The organism is Rhodococcus sp. no. 34 (assembly GCF_054589475.1).
The window spans coordinates 374,155-394,709 of sequence record NZ_BAAILK010000026.1 but is presented as its reverse complement, the minus strand read 5'-3'; the positions used below and the strand labels follow the sequence as shown (position 1 = coordinate 394,709).

The 20,555-nt window shown below is 60.9% G+C and carries 20 protein-coding genes; 7 read left to right on the top strand and 13 right to left on the bottom strand.

All coding sequences use genetic code 11. The features are described from left to right. Positions 1 to 9: 9 nt before the first annotated feature. A complete protein-coding gene (locus ACYP01_RS10900; protein ID WP_003945449.1) occupies positions 10 to 1,320 on the bottom strand; it encodes an NAD(P)/FAD-dependent oxidoreductase in 1,311 nt (436 codons plus the stop codon). Positions 1,321 to 1,577: 257 nt separating this feature from the next. Then, entirely contained in the window at positions 1,578 to 2,918 is a 1,341-nt protein-coding gene (locus ACYP01_RS10895; RefSeq protein ID WP_070385831.1) for an MFS transporter, read from the bottom strand. Positions 2,919 to 3,319: 401 nt separating this feature from the next. Between ACYP01_RS10895 and ACYP01_RS10890 the strand changes: the two genes are divergently transcribed. After that, positions 3,320 to 4,537 carry a PucR family transcriptional regulator gene (locus tag ACYP01_RS10890; protein ID WP_041814672.1) on the top strand — a complete coding sequence of 406 codons (1,218 nt, stop codon included), beginning with the start codon at positions 3,320 to 3,322 and terminating at the stop codon, positions 4,535 to 4,537. 642 nt (positions 4,538 to 5,179) lie between these two features. On the opposite strand, the gene ACYP01_RS10885 is transcribed toward ACYP01_RS10890, so the two are convergent. The 3 genes from ACYP01_RS10885 to ACYP01_RS10875 all read right to left on the bottom strand — a co-directional run bounded on the left by ACYP01_RS10885 (position 5,180) and on the right by ACYP01_RS10875 (position 8,735). Continuing rightward, complete coding sequence (locus tag ACYP01_RS10885) at positions 5,180 to 6,604, bottom strand: outer membrane protein assembly factor BamB family protein (RefSeq protein WP_459679899.1); 1,425 nt, start codon at positions 6,602 to 6,604, stop codon at positions 5,180 to 5,182. 142 nt (positions 6,605 to 6,746) lie between these two features. Next, positions 6,747 to 8,048, bottom strand: a complete 1,302-nt coding sequence (locus tag ACYP01_RS10880; RefSeq protein ID WP_003945451.1) for a TrpB-like pyridoxal phosphate-dependent enzyme — start codon at positions 8,046 to 8,048, stop codon at positions 6,747 to 6,749. A gap of 228 nt (positions 8,049 to 8,276) precedes the next feature. After that, positions 8,277 to 8,735, bottom strand: coding sequence for a PaaI family thioesterase (locus ACYP01_RS10875; protein ID WP_003945940.1), 459 nt, complete (start codon positions 8,733 to 8,735; stop codon positions 8,277 to 8,279). A gap of 85 nt (positions 8,736 to 8,820) precedes the next feature. Between ACYP01_RS10875 and ACYP01_RS10870 the strand changes: the two genes are divergently transcribed. The 3 genes from ACYP01_RS10870 to ACYP01_RS10860 all read left to right on the top strand — a co-directional run bounded on the left by ACYP01_RS10870 (position 8,821) and on the right by ACYP01_RS10860 (position 11,251). Beyond that, positions 8,821 to 9,396, top strand: a complete 576-nt coding sequence (locus ACYP01_RS10870; protein ID WP_007734151.1) for a TetR/AcrR family transcriptional regulator — start codon at positions 8,821 to 8,823, stop codon at positions 9,394 to 9,396. A 72-nt stretch (positions 9,397 to 9,468) separates the two neighbouring features. Further along, positions 9,469 to 9,972, top strand: a complete 504-nt coding sequence (locus ACYP01_RS10865; protein ID WP_003945790.1) for an SRPBCC family protein — start codon at positions 9,469 to 9,471, stop codon at positions 9,970 to 9,972. Positions 9,973 to 10,000: 28 nt separating this feature from the next. Further along, positions 10,001 to 11,251 carry an NADH:flavin oxidoreductase/NADH oxidase family protein gene (locus tag ACYP01_RS10860; protein ID WP_459679895.1) on the top strand — a complete coding sequence of 417 codons (1,251 nt, stop codon included), beginning with the start codon at positions 10,001 to 10,003 and terminating at the stop codon, positions 11,249 to 11,251. Here the strand turns inward: ACYP01_RS10860 and ACYP01_RS10855 are convergent, their stop codons facing one another. Continuing rightward, entirely contained in the window at positions 11,252 to 12,127 is an 876-nt protein-coding gene (locus ACYP01_RS10855) for an aldo/keto reductase (protein ID WP_054831280.1), read from the bottom strand. 53 nt (positions 12,128 to 12,180) lie between these two features. Continuing rightward, positions 12,181 to 13,281 carry an alanine dehydrogenase gene (gene ald, locus ACYP01_RS10850; protein WP_003945541.1) on the bottom strand — a complete coding sequence of 367 codons (1,101 nt, stop codon included), beginning with the start codon at positions 13,279 to 13,281 and terminating at the stop codon, positions 12,181 to 12,183. Positions 13,282 to 13,390: 109 nt separating this feature from the next. Between ald and ACYP01_RS10845 the strand changes: the two genes are divergently transcribed. Beyond that, the gene (locus ACYP01_RS10845; RefSeq protein ID WP_158170149.1) at positions 13,391 to 13,912 is read left to right on the top strand and encodes an Lrp/AsnC family transcriptional regulator; all 522 of its coding nucleotides are present in this window, start codon (positions 13,391 to 13,393) and stop codon (positions 13,910 to 13,912) included. A gap of 7 nt (positions 13,913 to 13,919) precedes the next feature. Here ACYP01_RS10845 and ACYP01_RS10840 read toward each other — a convergent pair whose 3' ends face one another. From ACYP01_RS10840 to ACYP01_RS10830, 3 genes are read right to left on the bottom strand one after another with little or no spacing between them, the layout of a single operon-like run. Next, positions 13,920 to 14,984, bottom strand: coding sequence for a maleylacetate reductase (locus ACYP01_RS10840; protein WP_459679891.1), 1,065 nt, complete (start codon positions 14,982 to 14,984; stop codon positions 13,920 to 13,922). A gap of 1 nt (position 14,985) precedes the next feature. Further along, positions 14,986 to 15,774, bottom strand: a complete 789-nt coding sequence (locus ACYP01_RS10835; protein WP_459679889.1) for a pirin family protein — start codon at positions 15,772 to 15,774, stop codon at positions 14,986 to 14,988. 37 nt (positions 15,775 to 15,811) lie between these two features. Next, positions 15,812 to 16,309: a VOC family protein gene (locus tag ACYP01_RS10830; RefSeq protein WP_054781329.1), complete on the bottom strand. Its 498-nt coding sequence runs from the start codon at positions 16,307 to 16,309 to the stop codon at positions 15,812 to 15,814. Positions 16,310 to 16,420: 111 nt separating this feature from the next. Here ACYP01_RS10830 and ACYP01_RS10825 point away from each other — a divergent pair, with 111 nt between their 5' ends. Together ACYP01_RS10825 and ACYP01_RS10820 are read left to right on the top strand one after the other, a co-directional pair. Further along, positions 16,421 to 16,891 (top strand): MarR family winged helix-turn-helix transcriptional regulator, encoded by a 471-nt coding sequence (locus ACYP01_RS10825; RefSeq protein ID WP_099697041.1) that lies wholly within the window; start codon positions 16,421 to 16,423, stop codon positions 16,889 to 16,891. 62 nt (positions 16,892 to 16,953) lie between these two features. Continuing rightward, entirely contained in the window at positions 16,954 to 17,772 is an 819-nt protein-coding gene (locus ACYP01_RS10820) for an HAD family hydrolase (protein ID WP_031332850.1), read from the top strand. A gap of 1 nt (position 17,773) precedes the next feature. Here ACYP01_RS10820 and ACYP01_RS10815 read toward each other — a convergent pair whose 3' ends face one another. The 3 genes from ACYP01_RS10815 to ACYP01_RS10805 form a co-directional block, all read right to left on the bottom strand. Then, positions 17,774 to 18,661: an alpha/beta fold hydrolase gene (locus ACYP01_RS10815; RefSeq protein WP_007734173.1), complete on the bottom strand. Its 888-nt coding sequence runs from the start codon at positions 18,659 to 18,661 to the stop codon at positions 17,774 to 17,776. A gap of 225 nt (positions 18,662 to 18,886) precedes the next feature. Beyond that, positions 18,887 to 19,552, bottom strand: a complete 666-nt coding sequence (locus ACYP01_RS10810; protein WP_099697038.1) for a hypothetical protein — start codon at positions 19,550 to 19,552, stop codon at positions 18,887 to 18,889. Between the two features lie 122 nt (positions 19,553 to 19,674). Continuing rightward, positions 19,675 to 20,439: an SDR family NAD(P)-dependent oxidoreductase gene (locus tag ACYP01_RS10805; protein WP_003945543.1), complete on the bottom strand. Its 765-nt coding sequence runs from the start codon at positions 20,437 to 20,439 to the stop codon at positions 19,675 to 19,677. Positions 20,440 to 20,555: the final 116 nt, after the last annotated feature.

Here is a 20,555-nt window from a genome sequence, read left to right as displayed (position 1 = left end):
ACAAGACTTCTAACCCATGACCGTCCCGGTCGACTCGGCATTGGGTGCCCGAAGGCGGGAGAATGCGCCGAGGTCGATTTCGAGCCCGGTGTGCATCCCGACATAGGTCAGGGGATCAGCGTCGTGATCGTGTCCAGCTTCCACCTGGTCGATGATCCTGGACATGAGGCGCCCAGCGATGGGCGCATTTTTGAATTGGTTCCCGCTGGTGCCCATGGCGACGTAGAAACCTTGCCTGTCTGTCTTGTCATAGATCGGGGTCCAGTCGGATGCTGCGTCGTACACGCCGGCAATACCTTTCGGTTGTGACGGGACCTCCAGGGTGGGGAAACGTCTGGCGGCGCGGAAAACCTGCGCTTCGAACCGGGCAACAGTGCGATTCGGGTTGGCGGTATCAGGGTCGTCGATCCACTCGAGCGGATCGCAATCCGGTTCGGTTCCGCCGACAAGGAAACCGTTTCCAGGTTCGGCTCGCATGTAGGTTCCGAGATCCAAATCGGCGATCATCGGGCCGAGGATCTCGTCGTCGTTGTAGCCAGTGGGTGCGGTGACGTGATGAACTTCCTGGCGCAAGGGCCGAACCGAAACCTTGAAGTCGGCCCCGACGTTCGACAGCTTGTTGAACGCTCCTGACCAGGGGCCGGCGGCATTGACGACAATCTTGGATTTCACACTTTCCCCGTCGTCGAGCCCTAGCTGCCAGATGCCGTCAGGCAACTGCTCGACTGCCACTACACGCGTGTTGTATGCGAAAACCGCACCGTGCGAACGTGCTGCCGCAGCAAGATTCGCGGCAGCCAGTTGCGGGTCGTCGACGAACCCCGCCTGAGGTGTGTACAGCGCGCCGAGCGTGGTTTCGGCATCTGCGAAGAAGGACTCCGAGTCGACTGGCTTCGGAGGATAGTATTTGCCGGCGTCGATACCGGGAATCTTCTCGACGAGTGTCGTTGCGTCCCAGAGCTGGTAGTCGATTCCGATCTTCTCGAATAATCCAATCGTGCGCGCGTGGGGTGCGACGTCGACGTCGAGCAGTGCCATTCCGCATTGCCGAAACTTCGCAAGCGCGCCGTCGACTGTCGCGTTGAGATGCTCGTTCCAGTTTTGCCAGCAATGCAGCGACTCCCAAGCCGCAGCCATACCGTCGAATGTGGAGTAGTTGAACCGGATAACCGCACTGGATGCACTGGTCGAGCCGTAGCCCGGACCACCAGACTTGTCGATGACCAGGACTTCGTAACCTCGAGCGGCCAGTTCGTAGGCGATGGAGCTGCCGATCACTCCAGCTCCGACCACAACTGCATCGGTCTTGTCGGTAGGCACTTTCGGCCTCTCTTTCTACTGATGGCTTCGCCGGATCGAAAGCACAGCTGTTCGATCCGGCAAGCTTGGGTTCTGGTAATTCCGACGCCGTCGACTTCCTCTGGAGAGCTTCATCCCGACTTCTCGGATTCGGCTCTGCCTTAATGAATTTGGCACCTGAAAGTCCAGAGGTGTTCGTCGTCCTCAACTCTCTCGTGGCGGCCATCGGAACGCTATCGACAGCTGCGCAAAAAATTACAGCCGTGGCGCGTCCGTTGTCAGAAATGTTTCGTCGGGCTGCCCTGCGTGGCAGACCAGTTTTTCGTTTCCGGAATCCCTCGCCACAGAATGGGAAGCGCGATCAAAGCGATGGCGGTCGCATAGAAGGCAGGCGACAGATCGCTTCCAGTGGCGTTGACCAGTGCTGCGCACACCAGAGGAGCGGTCCCTGCAAAAAGTGCATATGCGATGTTGTAGGGGATTGCCGTGCCGGTGAATCGAGCATGCGTCGGCATCATTTCGAGGATTACGAGCAAAGCGGACGCGAGTAGGGAAAGCGCGAGGACCAGAGAAGCCAGTGCAACGGCAATCGCGAAAATGTTTCCGGTACCGATGAGCATGTAGCTGGGCACCGAGACGAAAACTGACATCACCATGCCGATTCTGACGAGTGGCCTCCGGCCGATTCGGTCGACTGTGGCGCCGAAGAAGATGAACAGCGGTACTGCGAGAACCAAAGCGCCGGTTGTCATCAGCAGTGCAACCGTGCTCGGAACATCGGCTGAGAGAACCAGAAATGTCGGCATGTAGCCGAGCAGCATATGAGTAACGACACCGAGCGAGGCGAAGTACACGAAGGACGTGAGCAGAGTCCGCCAGTGATTGCGGAACAGATCTGCGAGTGGGCGGGTTGGAAGGGAATCGTTTTCTTGCATTTCCTTGAACGCCGGAGTCTCCTCGACGGCAAGCCTCATGAACAGGCCCACCATGGCGACAACGCCTCCGATGATGAACGGCCAACGCCATCCTCCGTCGGCGAAGTGCTCAGCGCCGACCGAGCTGAATGACAAGACTGTGACCGTGGCCAAGATGCTGCCGACAAATGACGAAGAGCTGATTATCCCTGCGTACAAGCCTCGGCGGTGGGACGGCGCATGCTCGACGACGAAGGTGGCAGCTCCGGTGTATTCGCCCCCGGCCGAGAATCCTTGAACCAATCGGCACAGCAGCAGCAACAGCGGTGCGGCAACACCGATCGAAGCGTACGTCGGTAGGAGACCGATTGCCGCCGTCGAGCAGCCCATGAGCGTAATTGCCAGGGACAGTGACCTCCGTCGGCCGAGGCGGTCACCAAGCCGTCCGAAGAATATGCCGCCGGCAGGTCTGGCCAAGAAGGCGACTCCGTAAAGAGCGAAGGTGGCAAGCAGTGCGCCACTGCCGAACTCCGGAGGGAAGAACACTGTCGCGAGAACTGCGGCAGTGAAACCGTAGATCGTGAAATCGAACCATTCGACGATGTTGCCTGTCGCCCCGGCGATCAGGGCCCTACGGCGCGCCGATCGACGTCCGGGTGACGTCTCGGTTTGATGCTCTACAGGAGCATTTGCTGTGCCGGTCATGATGATTCCTCTCGGGATATGCTGAATGGCAACGGCTTTGCGATATCACGGTCACCGATGTCATTCGAGGTATTCGACATTGAAAGAGGTCGGTGGGATTCGATGTTGAACTGGCGACCGAAGGTCGTTTGTCGATTTCGGGTCGGAGGCGACTTCGTCTGAGGGAGATCGTGCCGGCCGGCCTCGCTCCCCATTACGCAAATCCCACGGCTGCAACAGATCTCGTCGCTGCCACTTCTGCCGGTTTGCGGACCGAGTGAAGACGTCACGGGTCTCGGGTGCTTGGCATGAAGCGAGCCTATGGTGCAAAAGTTAGTTGCATCACTGTCATGTGTTCAATTTTCTACGTAGAAATTTGGGCATATGTTGCAAACCGGAGAGGGGGCTCGTACAGTTCGACCATGGTCGGAGAACTGCAGCATTTGGTGGACACTACCGGGCGCCGACTGGACCGTTCCGTTGCGATCGATGATGTACAGATTCGTCTGCTCGCGTACAACTCGCATGACAGTGCCGTCGATTCAGTCAGAATGAATTCCGTTCTACAGCGGAATGTTTCACGCGAGATCGTAGACTTCATCTACGCGAGTGGAGGCCGTGAAGCCCTCGATCTCTTCACTGTTCCCGTCAACGAAGAACTAGGGCTGACCCTTGGCCGGGTCGGGATGCCGATCCGATACCGCAATGCGCTGCTGGGCTTCGTCTGGCTGTTGACTTCGGAGGGCGAAGTTGACGAGGATCAAGCCGAGGTCTTGAGGCGCACGGCTGATGCGGCAGCGATGATCCTCCACCGCGAACAGTTGCTGGACGAGTTGTCCCGAAGTCGGGAGCGGGAACTTACTCGAGACGTCCTGTCGGGCGAGCGGTCGCTGCGCGAGGACGCGGCAAACAGGTTGGCCGAGGAGGGCTTGTTGGCTGCGGGTCCAGCAGTCGTGGTCACTGTGTTGCTCCGTCCTGGCGACCAGTCGACATTGACCGAAAGAGATCGTCTGAGTGTTGCCGTCGGCGTCGATCAGCTTCGTCGGAGGCTCCCGCGGAACAGTGCAATCCAACTCGACCGCCCCGACCACAGTCTGTTGATCGTATCGGTGGCCGAACGCTCGACTCAAACCCATCTGGACTCGCTGATCGTGGCAGCCCGGGAGCGAGTCTTGTCTGAAAGTGGGCGCCAGAACATCGAATGTTGGGTCGGTATCGGTGAACCGCGAACCTCGGTTGCGGATGTGCGCGAATCCTACGAAGAGTCCAGACGTTCCGCAGATGTGGCCCAGGTCGTCAAGGTACTCGGAAATGTTGTGCGTTATCGGGATCTCGGCGTCTACGGACTTCTGGCCGAACTGTCGGAGGATCGACTCGAGAACAGTATTCACTCAGGTTTGCAGTCCTTGCTCAGCCATGAGGACTCGAAAAGTGAGGCTCTTCTCGCGACGCTGGAGAGCTTTTTGGACAATGCCGGTGACGTAAAGCGAACGTCAGAGGCGCTCTGTGTGCATCGAGGGAGCTTGTACTATCGCTTGCGGCGAATTCAGGAGATAACACGAGCAGACTTGGCAAACGGCGACGACCGGTTGGCCTTGCATTTGAGCCTGAAAGTCGCGCGGCTGTTGGATCTCCGATGATCCCGATCCGAGAAGAGGGGACTGCGGAAGAATCCAGCGGCTCAACGTAGTTGGCGGCTTTCGATCGTCAAGCATGATGGTTCTGGGGTGGGAAAGGAAGCGCGTCGTACATCGGCCGGGGTGGGTTGGCTTGACCTGCTGAGACGTTCATACGTTTGATCGGGCACCTTCTATCCTCCTGTCGGCAGATGCGGCGGAGTGCAACTTTTTCGGGCATTGAAAGTGCAGAATCGTCCAGATGGGTGTCGAGCTGCGTGAAGAACGCGCGTTTTTGCAAACCGAAATGACGACGAATTTGGTCTGAGTTCGGTCCCCCGGTACGCAGATGTTCGCGCGCGAACTGGACTATTTGTTGCCGACTGCAAATTGGGGATTTCGCATCCATTCCCGTTGGCTCCCTTTATCGTTGGATTGGATCAGATACCTGAGTCGGTGCGATTCGTATGCACCCCTTCACCGCAGGTCTGGTCTGATCTTTCCGAAGTCGGAGTCGCGGAGATACATGCAGTTGTTCGAGATCGTTCCCCCGAAATTGAACAAACGCGCCAGACTGGATTGTGGCCATCGAGGCTGTACGTCTATCCATTTGCTGGTTGCTGAGCCGGCTGGTCAGTACGACATTGAACCGGTGATGTTGCCGGCCTATCGCCAAACGGTGAAGTGGTTTTGCCAGGAGAACGACACGTTTTTGCCGGCATTCGAGACGACGACTCCGCGCGGATCGACCTCTGGCGGAAGAGGGACCGACCACATCATCTTTCCGTCGCGAGCCCGGATCGCGTGCATGCCGGTGTAGTCGCTGAAGACGAAGTGGTCGCCATCGGTTACCCCGCTGCGAACCCAGTACGCGTCTTGCCAGGGCGTTTGCCACAACTGTCGGCCACTCTCGATGTCGAGACCCGAGATTGTGCGAGTCTCGGGAGACGTGACCAGGATTGTTTTTCCTACCACCGCGGCGATGGCGCTTCCCGTCCCGGCCATCGTGGTGTTGACGATTTGTGAACTGCGCCAGAGTTCGTCACCGGAATTCGGGTCGTAGGCGCCGTCGCCGAGAAACATCGGCAGGCCCGTCGAGGACTTACTTGGGTAGGACGACGATGAGTACGAGGGAATCGGTATCGCACGAATCGTGGATCCATTTGAAGCCAAGAGGTTTTGGGTTCCTGCATAACCTGACCTGCCGCCGACACTGGTGAGGAACAATCCGTTCCCGGCCGGGGCAAGCGAATCACCCTCGAATCTGAATCGTTCGGCGCCGGAATCCAGATCGTAGATTCGATAGCGGTACTGTGGGTCCCCGCCATCGCCCTGTTCCATCGCAATGACAGTGTCGGTGTGAGGGTCCGTGTAGACGGCCCCGAACTTCTCACTTGGTTCGAAGGTGCGAACGAAGTTGGCAGTCAAATCGGTTGTGGTGCCGCTGGCAAGAATTCGTGTTCGAACCGTTCCGTCCATCCTTTCGCCGGACGTGTACACGGTGTCTCCGGTGATGACGGCGCCATTGAGATCGAAGTCGGTTCCGAGGTCGGACATAAGAGTTCCGGTCGCGGTATCGACAAAGATCATCCGTCGATCGCCCCAGCACGCGATGATCGTGGATTCGTTCTGTTGGCTGCACTGGCCGATGACTCCGCCGATTCGCGTTTTCCACAGCGGACTTCCGTCGTCGGGATTCACCCCGACGAGTGTGACGGCACCGACTCCCTGACTCGACGAAGACTCGTCGGTCTTGGGAAGCGGATAAGCAGTCGCGGCCACCAGCACGTCACCGACTTGGTACGTGTTGCCGTAGCCGTAGTAGCTATCGAGCGTGGAAGGCATCGACAGCATCACGTCCCCGGGGTTGTCCGTGAGCGCTCGGACATCGAGTTCCCAGGCTTGTTGCGGAGGATCGGAGAGGTCTACGTCGACAACGCCTTGCTCGACGATCGGACCGCCTGTCTTCTGCTTCGGCCATGCCGCATCACTGGAGTCGGAGATTACCGATACGACGATGAACGCGATCGCCACGAGCAATGCCAGTCCGAGTGCGACCAGTTTCCAATGTTCCTTCAACCGAAGCTGCATCGAAAGACCGTAACCGATCGATCAAACTGATCGGTTCGTTTCGCGGACGGCCGGCACGATGTCGATCGCGAGATCGAGCCCACGTGCTCGGTGTGACGAAGTGTGGTGGCCTCGTACGCACGAGACCACCACACCGACGGCGTCAGACGTAAGGCGAGTACGCCGGAAGATCCAACTGACCGTTGCCGGACAGCCCGATCACGATCACCTCGGGTTCGGTGACGGCACGGGCGTGAGCGATAGCGCCGGCAACCGCGTGGGTTGATTCCGGAGCCGGGATGATTCCTTCGGCGCGGGCGAAAATCAGACCTGCCTGGAGTGCGTCGTCCTGATCGACGGCAATTGCATCCATGAGTCCGAGGTTGACCGCGTGCGAGACCATCGGCGACATGCCGTGGTAGCGGAGGCCACCGGCATGGATGGCCGGCGGTACGAAATCCTTACCCAGAGTGTGCATCTTGAGCAGCGGCGTCAGGCCGGCGACGTCACCGAAGTCGTAGCGGTACTCGCCCTGGGTGAGGGACGGGCATGCCGACGGCTCGCAGGCGACCAGACGAGTCTTGGTGCCTTCGCGAAGGTTTCGTCCCAGGAACGGGAAGGTGAGTCCGGCGAGGTTGGAACCGCCGCCGGCGCAACCGAACACGGTGTCGGGGACGGCGTCGCCGGCTTCTTCGAGCTGGACCATTGCTTCCTGACCGATCACGGTCTGGTGCAGCATGACGTGGTTCAGCACGCTACCGAGTGAGTAGTGCGTGTTCGGATCCTGCGCAGCGACCTCGACGGCCTCACTGATGGCCATGCCGAGCGAGCCGGTGGTGTCGGGATGCGACTTCAACAGTGCGCGTCCGGCTTCCGTCAGGTCCGAAGGCGACGGGTGACAGATTCCGCCGTACGCCTCCATCTGGATGCGTCGGTACGGCTTCGAATCGAAGGACGAGCGAACCTGCCATACCTCGACGTCGAGTCCGAGCAGCGCGCCCGCGAACGACAGCGACGCACCCCACTGTCCCGCACCGGTTTCGGTGGTGAGCTTGGTGGTTCCCTCGATTGCGTTGTAGTAAGCCTGCGCGACAGCAGTATTCGGCTTGTGTGAACCGACCGGGCTCACGCCTTCGTACTTGTAGTAGATGCGGGCAGGTGTGCCGAGAGCGCGCTCGAGTCGGTGCGCGCGGAACAAGGGAGAGGGCCTCCACATGCCGTAGATCTCGCGAACCGTCTCCGGGATCTCGATGTAGCGCTCGGTTGCGACTTCCTGCGCGATGAGGTTCATCGGGAACAGCGGCGCCAAGTCCTCGGGGCCGAGCGGCTCACGAGTGCCCGGATGCAGGTGCGGGGGAACGGGCTCGGGGAGGTCAGCCGCCAGGTTGTACCAGTGCGTCGGCACTTTCGACGGGATGGAGACGCCCAAAGGCTCGAGCGAACGGTTGAGTGGGGTGGTGGTCAACTAACTCTCCTTCGTGGATTCGGTACCTGATCTTGGCGGTCGTAGCGACGACGCGTACGGCATTTGCCGGATCGGGGATCCTGGAGAGGAGCCTGCTGGACCACCCGATGTCGGTCCGGGCAGCACGCAGTTGCGGCTGACCGTCAGCGGTCGGGCCACCAGAGGTGCGCAGTGAGCAGGGTCACGAGCCGATCGTACATCGGTACTCGCACCCTGCTCACGTCGGGCTTAGCGGAAAATCATGCACGTCGTAGTTCCGTGCGCCACCAACTTGCCGTTCTTGTCCAAGACCTTGCCCTCTGCCGTCGCGGTACGCCCGCCCACGTGAATGACGCTGCCGTGGGCTGTCAGTTCGTCACCGTCGAGAGGCACCGTGCGGATGTAGTTGAGCTTGAGTTCGAGGGTCGTGTAGCCGACGCCGGCCGGAAGCATCGTGTGTACCGCGCAGCCCATGACCGAGTCGAGCAGCGTTGCGCAGATGCCGCCGTGCACAGTGCCGAGCGGGTTGCTGAAATCGGCGCGCGGGGTCAGGGCGAAGCTCACGGATCCTTCGTTGACCTCGCGCATCTCCATGCCGAGGAGGCGTCCGATGCTGGGTCGGTCGTTGACCTGCGTTCCCATCCAGCGGAGAAGTTCGAGGCCTGTCATCTGCGCCGGATCGACGGTCGCGGTTGTCTCGTCACTCATTGTTTCATCCCATCACTATGTAGGTCGTCATACATAACGTAGCGTATGAGTCGACAGGTGTACCGACGGCCGAAGGATCTGTGACATGGCAGAGCTGAGCTCACGTGATCGCATGATTCGCAGTGCGGTTGAACTGATCAGCCGCAACGGTGTCGACGCGACGTCCTTCAGCGACGTCATCAAGCACAGCGGCGCACCCCGTGGGTCGATCTACCACCACTTTCCTGGCGGTAAGACCGAGTTGATGGTCGAAGCCGTGCGCGCGGCCGGCGCGATCATCACCAGACGGATCAGCTCGGCTGCGGCTACCGGTTCCACGGCCGACGTGATCGAAGCGGTCGGAGACATCTGGCGACTCAATCTCACACGCTCGGACTTCGCGATCGGCTGCCCGGTGATTGCCGGCGGGTTGGCGCGTGCCAGTGAGCCAGAAGTCGCGGAAGTGTCGGCTGAGGTCATGCTGGGATGGCAGAAGTTGATCGAATCGCAACTCGAAACTGCGGGTTATCCTGCAGTGCAGGCAAAATCGATGGCAAACCTGACGATCACGTCGGTCGAAGGTGCGGTGGCGGTGTGCCAGACGACTCGAAGTATCGAGCCGCTCGAACAGGTCATCGCTTCACTGCAGGGGCTCTCTCGTTCTGAGGCTTGGTCCCGCTGAGCCTTCGGGGGTTGACTTCGGTCGTCAAGTATCCGTAACTTCATGTAACGGCTAATTGGGCAGGAGTAGGCGATGACACATTGGTTCGACCTCGAACCGGTCGGTGTCGATTTCTTCGACACGGCACCGCATATCTTCACGTACTCGATCGACCTCACCGCCGCACCGGATGACGTCTGGGCTGGTCTGACCGCCGACGAGCCTTTGTCGTGGTGCCGACTGCTCACAAAAGTGCACTACACCTCGCCGCGCCCCTACGGCGCCGGCACGCGCCGAATCGCGGAGGTGGGCGGCGGTGCGATGCAGATGCGCGAAAAGTTCATCACCTGGGACGACGAAACGCGTCGGCACTCGTTTTACGTCGAACAGTCCAATGTTCCGCTGTTCCAATCCTTCGCGGAGGACTACCGCGTCGACGAGCTCGCAGTGGGTTCGAGACTGCAGTGGAATTTTGCATTCTCGCCGCGTCCGAAGCTGTCGCTCGCGGTGCGTGGCGGGCTACCGGTCAACTCACTGATCTTCTCGAGCTTCGTGCGCGATACCAAGCGGCACTTCGGTTCTGCGCCACGCCATTGACTTTCTTCCCTTCATACGAGAGGCATCCATGACCACACTCGGAGAATCGTTGACTTTGCCCTGCGGGCAGATCCTGCGGAATCGGACCATGAAAGCTGCGCTCAGCGAGGCTCTGGGTGACCGCACTCATGGACCGTCCACTCGCTTGGAAACGCTGTACGGTCGTTGGGGCAGTGGCGGGTTCGGTTTGCTGATCACCGGCAATGTCATGGTCGATCGATCGCAGATCGCCGAACCGGGCAATGTCGTCGTCGACGACGATCGTGATGCCGAAGCACTGACTGCCTGGGCCAAGACCGCCAAGAACGGCGGCGCCGAGATCTGGATGCAGCTGAACCACCCAGGGCGGCAATCCAACCCGATTGCCAGCAGAGGTAGACCGGTCGCCCCGAGCGCGATCGCGCTGAAGATTCCGGGAATGGCGACGCCGCGAGAACTCTCGACCGCTGAGATCGACGAGATCATCGACAAGTTCGCGGAAACCGCTCGCGTCGCGGAGTCCTCCGGCTTCGGGGGCGTGCAGATACACGCAGCGCACGGTTATCTTGTTGCGCAGTTCCTTTCGCCCTTGTCCAATCAGCGGACGGACGAGTGGGGTGGAGATCCTGAGCGTCGACGACGCTTTCTGATCGAGATCGTTCGGCGCATACGCTCTGCCGTTGCTCCGGGATTCGCGGTCTCGGTCAAGCTCAACTCGGCTGATTTCCAACGAGGTGGATTCTCGGAAGACGAGTCGCGAGAAGTAGTGCGCGCGTTGACCGAAGAGTCGGTGGATCTCATCGAGATCAGCGGTGGCAGTTATGAATCGCCGGCCATGATGGGTAAAGCGCAGAAGCAGAGCACTCGCGATCGAGAGGCATATTTCCTCGAGTACGCCGAGACAGTCCGAGCGATTGCCGGCGACATTCCCTTGGCGGTCACCGGCGGCTTCCGCTCGCGATCGGCGATGGTCGAGGCACTGGCTTCCGGCGCGTGCGAAGTGATCGGCCTCGGCCGGCCGACGATCACGATCCCCGACGCGGCAACCGTTCTCCTGGAATCGGATCGGGAACGATTGACCGTGCCGACTGTTGAGTTCGGAGCGCGGAAGTTGTTGGGGAAGGTTGCCGACATCTCGATGCTCGACGGTGCACTCGACCTGCAGTGGCACACCGATCAGTTGCACCGGATGGGCGACGGAAGTGAGCCGGATCCGGCTCGGCCGTGGTGGAAGACCCTCGGAACGATGGTGAGGCGAAACGGAATCGATGCGCTTCGCCCCACCAAACGAGCGGCTTGATCAGTTCGGTGCACCGATGTTGAGTTCATCGGGATGCGCGCCGACGCGGGTACCGTCGTCGAGCGTATCGATTTCGCTCAGGTCGAGATCGGTGAGTTCGAAGTCGAATACGTCGATGTTCTGAGCGATTCGAGCATCGTGTACGGATTTCGGGATGACGATCAGGCCGTTCTGAAGGTGCCAGCGGATCAGGACCTGCGCGGCAGTCTTGCTGTGGCGGTCACCGATTCGAGTGATGATCGGGTCGGTAAGCAGGGTGTTGGGCTTGGACGCCTTACCCCAACCTGCGTTACTGGTACCGCCGAGTGGGCTCCACGATTCGACCTTGATCCCGTGCTCGGCGGCCTTGTCGCGAATGGCGTGCTGCGTGAGGTGCGGGTGCAGTTCCACCTGATCGACTGCGGGCAACAATCCACCGCGTTCGACGAGAAGCTGCAGATGATGCGGCTCGAAGTTGCACACCCCGATTGCCTTGGCGCGGCCCGATTCCGCGATCTTTTCGAGTGCGTCCCACGTGCGGAGGAGTCGGTCGTTGTCCTGCAGTGGCCAGTGGATGAGGTAGAGATCGACGTAATCGACGCCCAGCTTGTCGATGCTGCTGTCGAAAGCCTTCAACGCCGGCTCGTAGCCCTGATCTGCATTCCACAGCTTCGTGGTGAGGAATATGTCCTCTCGCGCGACGGACGAGTTGGCGATACCTCGTCCGACGCCCTCTTCGTTTCCGTAGGCGGCAGCGGTGTCGATGTGCCGGTAGCCGGCCTCGTCGAGTGCGAACCGTACTGCATGCTCGGTTTCGTCGTTGGTGGCCTGCCAGACTCCGAGGCCGAGTTGCGGGATCGTGGTTCCGGAATTCAGCGTGATGTCAGGATTGCTCATGGATCAAGGCTAGCGATCTCGAGCTTTCGTTGCCTGGGTCAGAGCTGCCTGGGTCAGAGAGTGGTAGCCGAGTACCCATGCGCCGCTGCAACACTGTCGGACAGGAGCAGGCCGTCGTGTGTGCTCAGACCTGACCCCAGGCCGGGAACTGTCGCGACCGCGTCCTTCCACCCCTTGTCGGCCAATGCGACGACGTACGGAAGCGTCGCGTTGGTGAGTGCGTAGGTGGACGTACGGGGGACGGCTCCGGGCATGTTGGCAACGCAGTAGAAGACCGAACCGTGTACCTGGTACGTCGGATCGGCGTGCGTGGTCGCGTGCGAATCCTCGAAGCAGCCGCCCTGATCGATGGCGATGTCGACCAGGACAGAACCCGGTTTCATGCGCGCCACCAGACTGTTGGACACGAGAGTGGGAGCCTTCGCCCCTGGGACCAGCACTGCGCCGATGACCAGGTCGGCGTCGAGTACAGCCTGTTCGAGTTCGAGGCTGTTGGACGTGATGGTCTTGACCTGGCCGTGGTACAGCTCGTCGATCTCCCGCAGGCGAGCGATCGACAGATCGAGAACGGTGACGTCGGCCTGCATGCCGTAGGCCACGGCGATGGCGTTCTTGCCGGAGACTCCCGCACCGATCACCACGACCTTGGCGGGGCGCACTCCGGGTACGCCGCCCATCAGCACTCCGCGTCCGCCGCCGTGACGCATCAAGTGGTAGGCGCCGGCCTGCGGCGCAAGGCGTCCGGCTACTTCGCTCATCGGTGCGAGAAGGGGCAGTGAACCGTCGGAACCGACAACGGTTTCGTAGGCGATGGAGGTGGTCTTCGACGTCAGGAGCGCGTCGGTGCATTCCTTCGACGCCGCCAGGTGCAGGTAGGTGAAGAGAACCTGATCCTTACGGAGTCGCGAATACTCTTCTGCAATAGGTTCTTTGACCTTCAGGAGTAGATCTGCGTCCGTCCAGACCTGATCGGCAGATCCGAGGATCTGCGCGCCCGCGGCCTTGAAATCCTCGTCACTGAACGAGGAGCCGACGCCTGCACCCGTTTCGATGACGACTTCGTGTCCTCGGCCGACCAGTTCGTGGACGCCTGCTGGGCTGATGGCCACGCGGTACTCGTGGTTTTTGATCTCGCGGGGGATTCCGACCTTCATGACACGGCTCCGAACTGAGTCTGTTGTTTCTTCGAATGGCAGGTGCCAAGCATGAAGTTTCGTCACCAGATAGTGAAGAGAAGTGAAGATAATTCTCTACGCTGTATGCATGGTGCGTGAAAGTTCAAAAATCGGTATTCAGACGGCTGCCTCGCCGAAGCATGTTCGGGCAGCAATGAAGTTGGACGAGATCGACCGGGTTCTGCTCGAAGAGCTGGCGAAGGACGCGAGGATTCCGAACAATGCGCTGGCTGCGATCGCGGGAATTGCGCCGTCGACATGCCTCGGACGTGTGCGCGCATTGGTGGAAAACGGCGTGATCAGGGGATTCCATGCGGACATCGATCCCGCCGCTCTCGGAATGGATCTGCAGGCGATGATCGCAGTTCGACTGCAGGCAAACGCGCGGTCGCATCTCAACCGGCTCGGCGACGACTTCGCGAAGCTGGACTCCGTGCTCAACGTGTATTTCGTGGCGGGTGTCGACGACTACATGCTGCACGTCGCAACGACGGATTCGGCGCAGTTGCGTGACTTCGTCGTCAACAATCTCTCGGCGCATCCGGCGGTTGCTGCGACCGAGACGATTCTGATCTTCGAACATGTCAGGCCGCGAGGCGGTACTGCCTGATTCGTTCTCACCTGATGGCGGGTCGACGCCCGGACCAGGCGTTCTCGAGGAGTTCGCTCAGGCCTGCCGGGGTGATCTCACGCGGGTTCGGATAAGCGGCGGCGTTCGCGAGTTCGACTGCACGGCCGATCTGATCGTGACTCATTCCCACCTCTCGCAGAGAGGTCGGTCCGCCGCACGAGGTGACGAGGTCGAAAACGCCGGTGGCGGCGTCGGATACACCCAAGGCAGTCGCTATTCGAGACATGACTTCCGGGACGCCAGGCGCGTTGAACGCCATTGCCTGGGGAAGGACAACGGCGTGGGTGGGAGCGTGCGGCAAACCGAAGCTGCCACCGAGGGTGTGGCACAACTTGTGATGAAGCCCCATACCGACCGTGCCCAAGCAGGTTCCGGCCAACCAGGCTGCTTGCAGTAGTTCGGCCCTACCTTCCAGATTTTTCGGATCATCGACAATGCTCGGCAGCGCACGGGCGATCCCGGAGATCGCCTCGATCGCCATCAAGTCCGTGATCGGGTTGGACTCGGTGGAGTACAACGCTTCAACCGCATGCGCCATCGCGTTGACGGCGCTGGTGACGGTGGTATCCAGCGGCAGATCGAGAGTGAGGTCGACGTCGTAGATGACGGTTTCCGGTCTGATGTGGGGAGAGGAGCGAGTTGTCTTGCGTCCGTCCTCTGTTTCACCCAACACCGGAGTGACTTCTGATCCCGCGTACGTTGTCGGAACGACGATCTGATCGAACCCCGCTCGTAGTGCCAATGCCTTGGACAACCCGGTTGCCGAACCGCCGCCGATCGCGACGACCGTGTCGACGTGATGGTTCTCGGCAAGTCTCAGCGCGGCTGTCGTGACTTCGATCGGAGTATGCATCAAAGCGCCGTCGAAGCGGGCCACCGCCATGTCGCCGAGAGATTCGGTCACGGCGGCGGCAACCGCGTCGAGTCGACGACTTGCCAGCACCATCACTCGGCTACGGCCGAGCCGCCGCACTTCTTCGGCGATCGTATCGATCATCCCTTGGCCGAATACAATTCGAGCCGGTGAAGCGTCGTACGAGAAGGGCTTCATGTCATCCCTGCGAAACGGTGGCGTGCATTTCCCAGACGATGACCTCTGCCCCGGTATCGGAGCTGATCTGCTGACCTCCGCCGCCGGACACGCGTACCGCGTCACCTTGTTCGAGCACTCCGACGCCTTCCACGGCGGCCTGACCGTCGGCGACAAAAACGTGCAGGAACGGTGCGTCGGGCAGGGTCACGGGCTGTCCGGGTTGCAGACGCGCAACGTGCATCGCGGCGTACTTGTTCTTGATCCGGATTGCCGAGTGATCGGCGTACGCGTCCATGCCGGAGGCGACGGGAACCAGTCCACCGGCAAGCAATTCGGCGTCGATCTCCAACTGCTCGTAGCCGGGGGTGATTCCGGCTTCGTCGGGGATGACCCACATCTGGATGAAGTGAACCGGGTCGCTGTGCTTGTCGGAATGGCTGCCGGCCACGTCACCGAGTCGCCACGAATCGTTCTTCTCCGAATGCAGGATGCCCGTTCCGGCGCTCATCCGCTGGGCTAGACCGGGGTAGATGACACCCGAATGACCCATCGAATCCTGATGTACGAGAGAACCTCTCAGTACCCAGGTGACGATCTCCATGTCCTGGTGGGGATGGGTGTCGAATCCCATTCCCGGCGTGACGATGTCGTCGTTGTTCACCAGAAGAAGACCGTGGTGAGTGTTCTTCGGGTCGTAGTGATTGCTGAACGAGAACGAGTGCTTCGAGTCCAGCCAGCCGGCATTGGACTTGAAACGATCCCCGGATCGACGGATATCGAGGTTCGGCTGCGACAGAGTGGAGGTCATGGTGTGCCTTCCGAATGGTATGGGGGAGAGCAAGTTTTCAGAGGACGTGATTGCCGTACATCTCGCCGAGAGGATCGGCGATCAGCTCGAGTCGAGCGCCGTCGGGATCGCGGAAGTACAACGAGACCTCGCTGTGCTCGATCAGTTCGACGCCGGCCTCGGTCAGTTGGGTGCGCAGCTTCGCCCACTTGGCAGGTTCGACGCTGATCGCGATGTGGTGGAGGCCGCCGAGTACTTCTTGGTACGGGCCCACGTCGAGACCCGGGAAGTCGAAGAAGGCCAGAAGGTTGCCATTGCCGATGTCGAAGAAGAAGTGCGACGACCCGGGATAGTCACGGTTCTCGATCAACTCGGTGAGTGGGAATCCGAGGAGATCCTGGTAGAACTTCACGGTTCGTTCGACGTCACTGCTGATCAGGGCCGTATGGTGCAGGCCGCGTGCGGTCGATGCGGGTCGTTTGTCGGCGGGGAGCAGATGTCGATCCCTGATCTCGGCCCGGCGTTCCTCGAACTGCACTGCGTTGTTGTCGCTCATGGCGCCCGCCTCCCGGTTGAATCTTCACTTCGAACAAGTAGTTGACTGATCAACTACATCGAGAATAGCTCATTTGATTTTGTTGTCAACTACTTCGGATATGCTGGCGTTATGGAATCAGTGCGGTGGTTGACCGACTCGGAGCAATCGGCCTGGCGGGCGTATCTGGACTCGACGCGACTGCTGCAGCGTGTGCTCGATCAGCAGTTGGTGCGAGACTCCGACATTTCCTTCACCGATTTCGAACTGCTGGTCGCTCTCGCCGAAGCGCCCGGCCGGCAACTGCGCATGAGTGAGCTCGCCGACGCTGTGATGGCTACCCGAAGTGGTGTGACCAGGGCCGTAAATCGATTGGTCGGTGCCGGGTGGGTGCGCCGGGTCGAGTGTGTCGACGACAAGAGGGGCGCTAATGCGGAGCTGACCGACCAGGGTGCCGAGAAATTGGCGTCGGCAAGCCCGGCGCACGTGGCCGCTGTACGGGAGAGCATGTTCGACCTGCTGAGCCCGCGAGATGTCGAGCGGCTGGGTGTGGTCTTCGGTGAGATGCGTCGGCACCTTCTCGAGGCCCAAGCAAGTAATTGACAGAGCAACGGCCCATGTCACGTAGTTGGTGAGGGCTGCGAACGGACTGCCATCATTGTCTGGTGACCCGTATTCGTATGTTCGCAACCGACCTCGACGGCACCCTGCTGCGCTCCGACCGAACGATTTCGGCGCGCACCGCGCAGGCCATGGAGAACGCGCGGCTCGCGGGGATCGAAGTTGTGTGGGCGACGGCCCGGGCCAGGCATTCGGTACACACGTTGGCGAGCTCGTGCGGATTTCGCGGTAAAGCTGTGTGTGCCAACGGAGCTGTCATTCTCGACCTGGCGGACGGGACTCCGGAGATCGTCGACACCGTTTCGATCGAAACATCTTTGGCTGCAACAGCTATGGAGCAGGTTCGTGCTCTGATTCCTGGCGTCGTGTTCGCGAACGTCGGACCCACGCAGTTCTTTGCCGAGCCGGAGTATGCCGCTCTGTGCGAGTTCGCGGACCATCACCGGCACCTGCACGAGATGGTGCTCGCCGATACGCTGCCGCTGGACGTGGAGCCGATGGTCAAGATCGTGGCCCGGCATGCCGAGGTTCCCAGCGCCGACCTGTACCGAACTGCGGTCGCTGCGGGCATCGAGGGTGTGGAGTTGACCCACTCCGGGGCTCCGTACATGGAAATGGCTGCAGCGGGCGTCTCGAAGGCCAGCGCTCTCGCGCAGTTGTGCGCGATCGACGGCATCGACGCGTCGGAAGTGGCCGCAGCCGGTGACGCCTTCAACGACGTTGCGATGCTGACCTGGGCCGGAACAGCTCTGGCGCCGGCCAACGCCAGAACCGAGGTCATCGAGCTCGCCGACCGAATTTTGCCCACGAACGACGAGGACGGCGTGGCGAGCTACCTCGAAGAGTTGGTTGCGGGGCGCTAGTTCAGCTGCTGACGGCCTTGGGTCCGGTGCCGATACCGACTCCGCAGTCCGTCATGAATTCGGAGAAGACACGGTCGAAGCGATCCGGGTAGTCAAGGTGCGGGAAATGTCCGGCGCGCTTGAAGATCTCCACCCGCCCCAGCGGTAGTTCGGCGCGAGCGTTCTCGGTGTGGGCGTTGGGGATGATGGTGTCTTCCTCACCCCACACCAGTAGTGCCTGCAGATTCTTGAAGTTGGCGAAATGCGGAGTGGCATTGACGGTTTGACCGTTGTAATTGATGACCGATCGTGCCGTCGCCAGAAATGCCTGACGCGTCGACGCGTCCGACACCGAAGCAAAGCTCTTACGGGCCTCACTCGCGCTGGCACCGAGCTTGAACAGGCCGATCTTGTTGAAAAGTCCGAGCGCTTTGTCTGTCACGTCGGTCAGGGTCCGGGACGCGAGGACGGGAAGTACCAGTTCGCTGCCGGGCAGAGTTGCTGCACGCAGGAGTGGGCTCACCTCGGGGCCGAGTCCGCCGCTGGCTACCAGGCACAGCCGCTCCACACGCTCGGGGAAGAGATACAGTGTCTGCATCGCGATCCCACCACCGAGGGAGTGGCCGACGAGGGTGGCCGACGGAATGTCGAGGGCCTCGAGGAGGTCACGCACAGTGGCGGCGTGAGCGCTGAGTGAGTAGTCGCCGGCAGGCTTGTCCGACGCACCGTGTCCGAAGAGATCAGGGGCGATCACGCGGTAATGACGCGAGAGCGTCTCGATCTGCGGCTCCCAATTGGAGTGCGCGCCCAGTAGGCCGTGAATGAGCACCACAACGGGGCCACTGCCTTGGTCGACGTACTTGAGCTGGTCGCCGTGCAATACAACCGTCTGTAATTGGTCGGTTGCCATGATTGAACCTTTCGGAGCCGCCAGTGTCTGTGGCTGCTCGCGTGTTGTCGGACCGCACCCGCCCCGACGCGGATCCACGGGTATTTGTGACCGGGAGTAACCCCAGTTCCCTCAGTATGCCCACCGAGGGGCCCGATGTCGTCGCCATCGGGCGTGTTGTGACGAACCGTGAGCCGTCGGCTGAGGGGAGACGTACAACTCACCGCCGCGTGTCGGCGCCGCTGATCAGGCGAAATCGACCAGTTTGCCGAAAGTGAGGTTGATGTCCCACGGTGTGACGCCCCACGTCTCGATCGCTGATACCGCGAAGATTCCGGCAGCCTCGATGGTGTCCTGTGAGGCTGGTGCCGAAACGGAAACGCCGGTTTGTCCGCTCGGAACCTCCGGCCAGACGCCGGTTCCGGCGGGCGCGGGGGTGGCCTCCATGACCGCGTTGGCCAGTCCCGATTCGTCGACGGTCGTGAAGAGGCAGTTCGGCTCGTGCGGAGCATCCCACCCGCCGAGTTCCGCGAGCCAGAATTCGCCACGTCCAGCAGCGGAGATCGCGACCGACGCGAGTACCGATTCGAGATCTTCCCAAGCGTCGGACGTCGGGGCCGACGCCTCGGTGAGCTTGAACGGTGCGGCAAGTGCAGTGCTGTCAGGGGAAGCGAAGCGCGGCTGCACAGTGAGGGCCTGGGTCTGGGTATCCAGAAACGCAACCTCTCGGAACTTGTTGTCCGGCAGGGTCGTACGGGCTACGAGACCGCGTCCCAACAGTGCGCCGAGCGCCGCGGGATCGTCGACGCTCCACAAGCGGGTCTCGTCCTCGGACCAGGTGCGGATCTTTCCGCAGACGACGGGACTGATCAGCACGGGCTCGAGGTTCGTAGTGCCTGTTGACTCGCTCACCGCTGGCTCCCCACCGCACGTCGTACCGCCGGACCGGTTCCGGGCGACGAGATAAGTATGCCGCCTCGCTGCTGTGCGCCTTTATTAACCGCCGGCGGTTAATAAAGGCGCACAGCAAGTGGTCACATATGCGTGCCGCCGTCGATGCGGATTTCCGTTCCGGTGACAAACGAGCCGTCCTCGGAAGCGAGCATCGCGATCACGCCGGCGACCGCGGACGGGGGAGCGAAACCCTCACCGATTGCCGGGGCCAGCTTGCCGAGCAGCGTGAAGTCGATGTCGGCCGGGAAGCCGGGATCGGAGGTCATGCCCGAAGCGATGCTGCCGGGTGCGACGGCCACGGCGCGAAGGCCCTGCTTGCTGTACTCGAGTGCAAGTGCGTGCGTGAAGGATTGGATTCCGCCCTTCGACGCTGCATATGCCGTCATATACGGGTGGGCGAAGGTGGCCGACGTGGAACTGAAGTTGACCACGACGCCTGCCCCGCTTTCGAGCAGTGCCGGCAGGGACTCCCTTGTCATGAGGAATGTTCCGGTGAGGTTGACCCCGATGACGGTGTTCCAGAAATCGAGTGTCATCTCGTGGGTGTGTGCGGAGCGCAGAATGCCCGCCGCATTGACCAGCACGTCGAGGCCGCCCAGAGCCTTGATCGCAGCGCCGACCTGTTCGCGAACAGACTCTTCGCTGGAGATGTCGACCTTCACCGTGGTCAGGCGATCGGAATGGCCTGCGTCCTTCGCTGCGTTCAGCGTCTGTTCGAGGCCGGTCTCGGAAATGTCGGCGGCGACGACGGTGCCACCTTCTGCCAGGATGCGGGCAACGGTGGCCTGGCCGATTCCGGATCCTGCGCCGCTGATGAGGACGCGCTTGTCGTCGAATCGATTCACGAGAAAACTCCGGTCTGTGGGATGGACAGCTGTCTGGTGACCGATTCTGCGCGATCCAGAGCTATTAATCTGCTGGGCATTCCACTGACTGGGCACCAGTGGTGCTTGTTCGCTCG

Excerpts from the sequence above, each read along its gene's own strand:
- ACYP01_RS10895 (WP_070385831.1), bottom strand. The coding sequence starts at position 2,918 with ATGACCGGCACAGCAAATGCTCCTGTAGAGCATCAAACCGAGACGTCA.
- ACYP01_RS10890 (WP_041814672.1), top strand. The coding sequence starts at position 3,320 with ATGGTCGGAGAACTGCAGCATTTGGTGGACACTACCGGGCGCCGACTG.
- ACYP01_RS10885 (WP_459679899.1), bottom strand. The coding sequence starts at position 6,604 with ATGCAGCTTCGGTTGAAGGAACATTGGAAACTGGTCGCACTCGGACTG.
- ACYP01_RS10875 (WP_003945940.1), bottom strand. The coding sequence starts at position 8,735 with ATGAGTGACGAGACAACCGCGACCGTCGATCCGGCGCAGATGACAGGC.
- ACYP01_RS10870 (WP_007734151.1), top strand. The coding sequence starts at position 8,821 with ATGGCAGAGCTGAGCTCACGTGATCGCATGATTCGCAGTGCGGTTGAA.
- ACYP01_RS10865 (WP_003945790.1), top strand. The coding sequence starts at position 9,469 with ATGACACATTGGTTCGACCTCGAACCGGTCGGTGTCGATTTCTTCGAC.
- ACYP01_RS10860 (WP_459679895.1), top strand. The coding sequence starts at position 10,001 with ATGACCACACTCGGAGAATCGTTGACTTTGCCCTGCGGGCAGATCCTG.
- ACYP01_RS10855 (WP_054831280.1), bottom strand. The coding sequence starts at position 12,127 with ATGAGCAATCCTGACATCACGCTGAATTCCGGAACCACGATCCCGCAA.
- ald (WP_003945541.1), bottom strand. The coding sequence starts at position 13,281 with ATGAAGGTCGGAATCCCCCGCGAGATCAAAAACCACGAGTACCGCGTG.
- ACYP01_RS10845 (WP_158170149.1), top strand. The coding sequence starts at position 13,391 with ATGGTGCGTGAAAGTTCAAAAATCGGTATTCAGACGGCTGCCTCGCCG.
- ACYP01_RS10840 (WP_459679891.1), bottom strand. The coding sequence starts at position 14,984 with ATGAAGCCCTTCTCGTACGACGCTTCACCGGCTCGAATTGTATTCGGC.
- ACYP01_RS10835 (WP_459679889.1), bottom strand. The coding sequence starts at position 15,774 with ATGACCTCCACTCTGTCGCAGCCGAACCTCGATATCCGTCGATCCGGG.
- ACYP01_RS10830 (WP_054781329.1), bottom strand. The coding sequence starts at position 16,309 with ATGAGCGACAACAACGCAGTGCAGTTCGAGGAACGCCGGGCCGAGATC.
- ACYP01_RS10825 (WP_099697041.1), top strand. The coding sequence starts at position 16,421 with ATGGAATCAGTGCGGTGGTTGACCGACTCGGAGCAATCGGCCTGGCGG.
- ACYP01_RS10815 (WP_007734173.1), bottom strand. The coding sequence starts at position 18,661 with ATGGCAACCGACCAATTACAGACGGTTGTATTGCACGGCGACCAGCTC.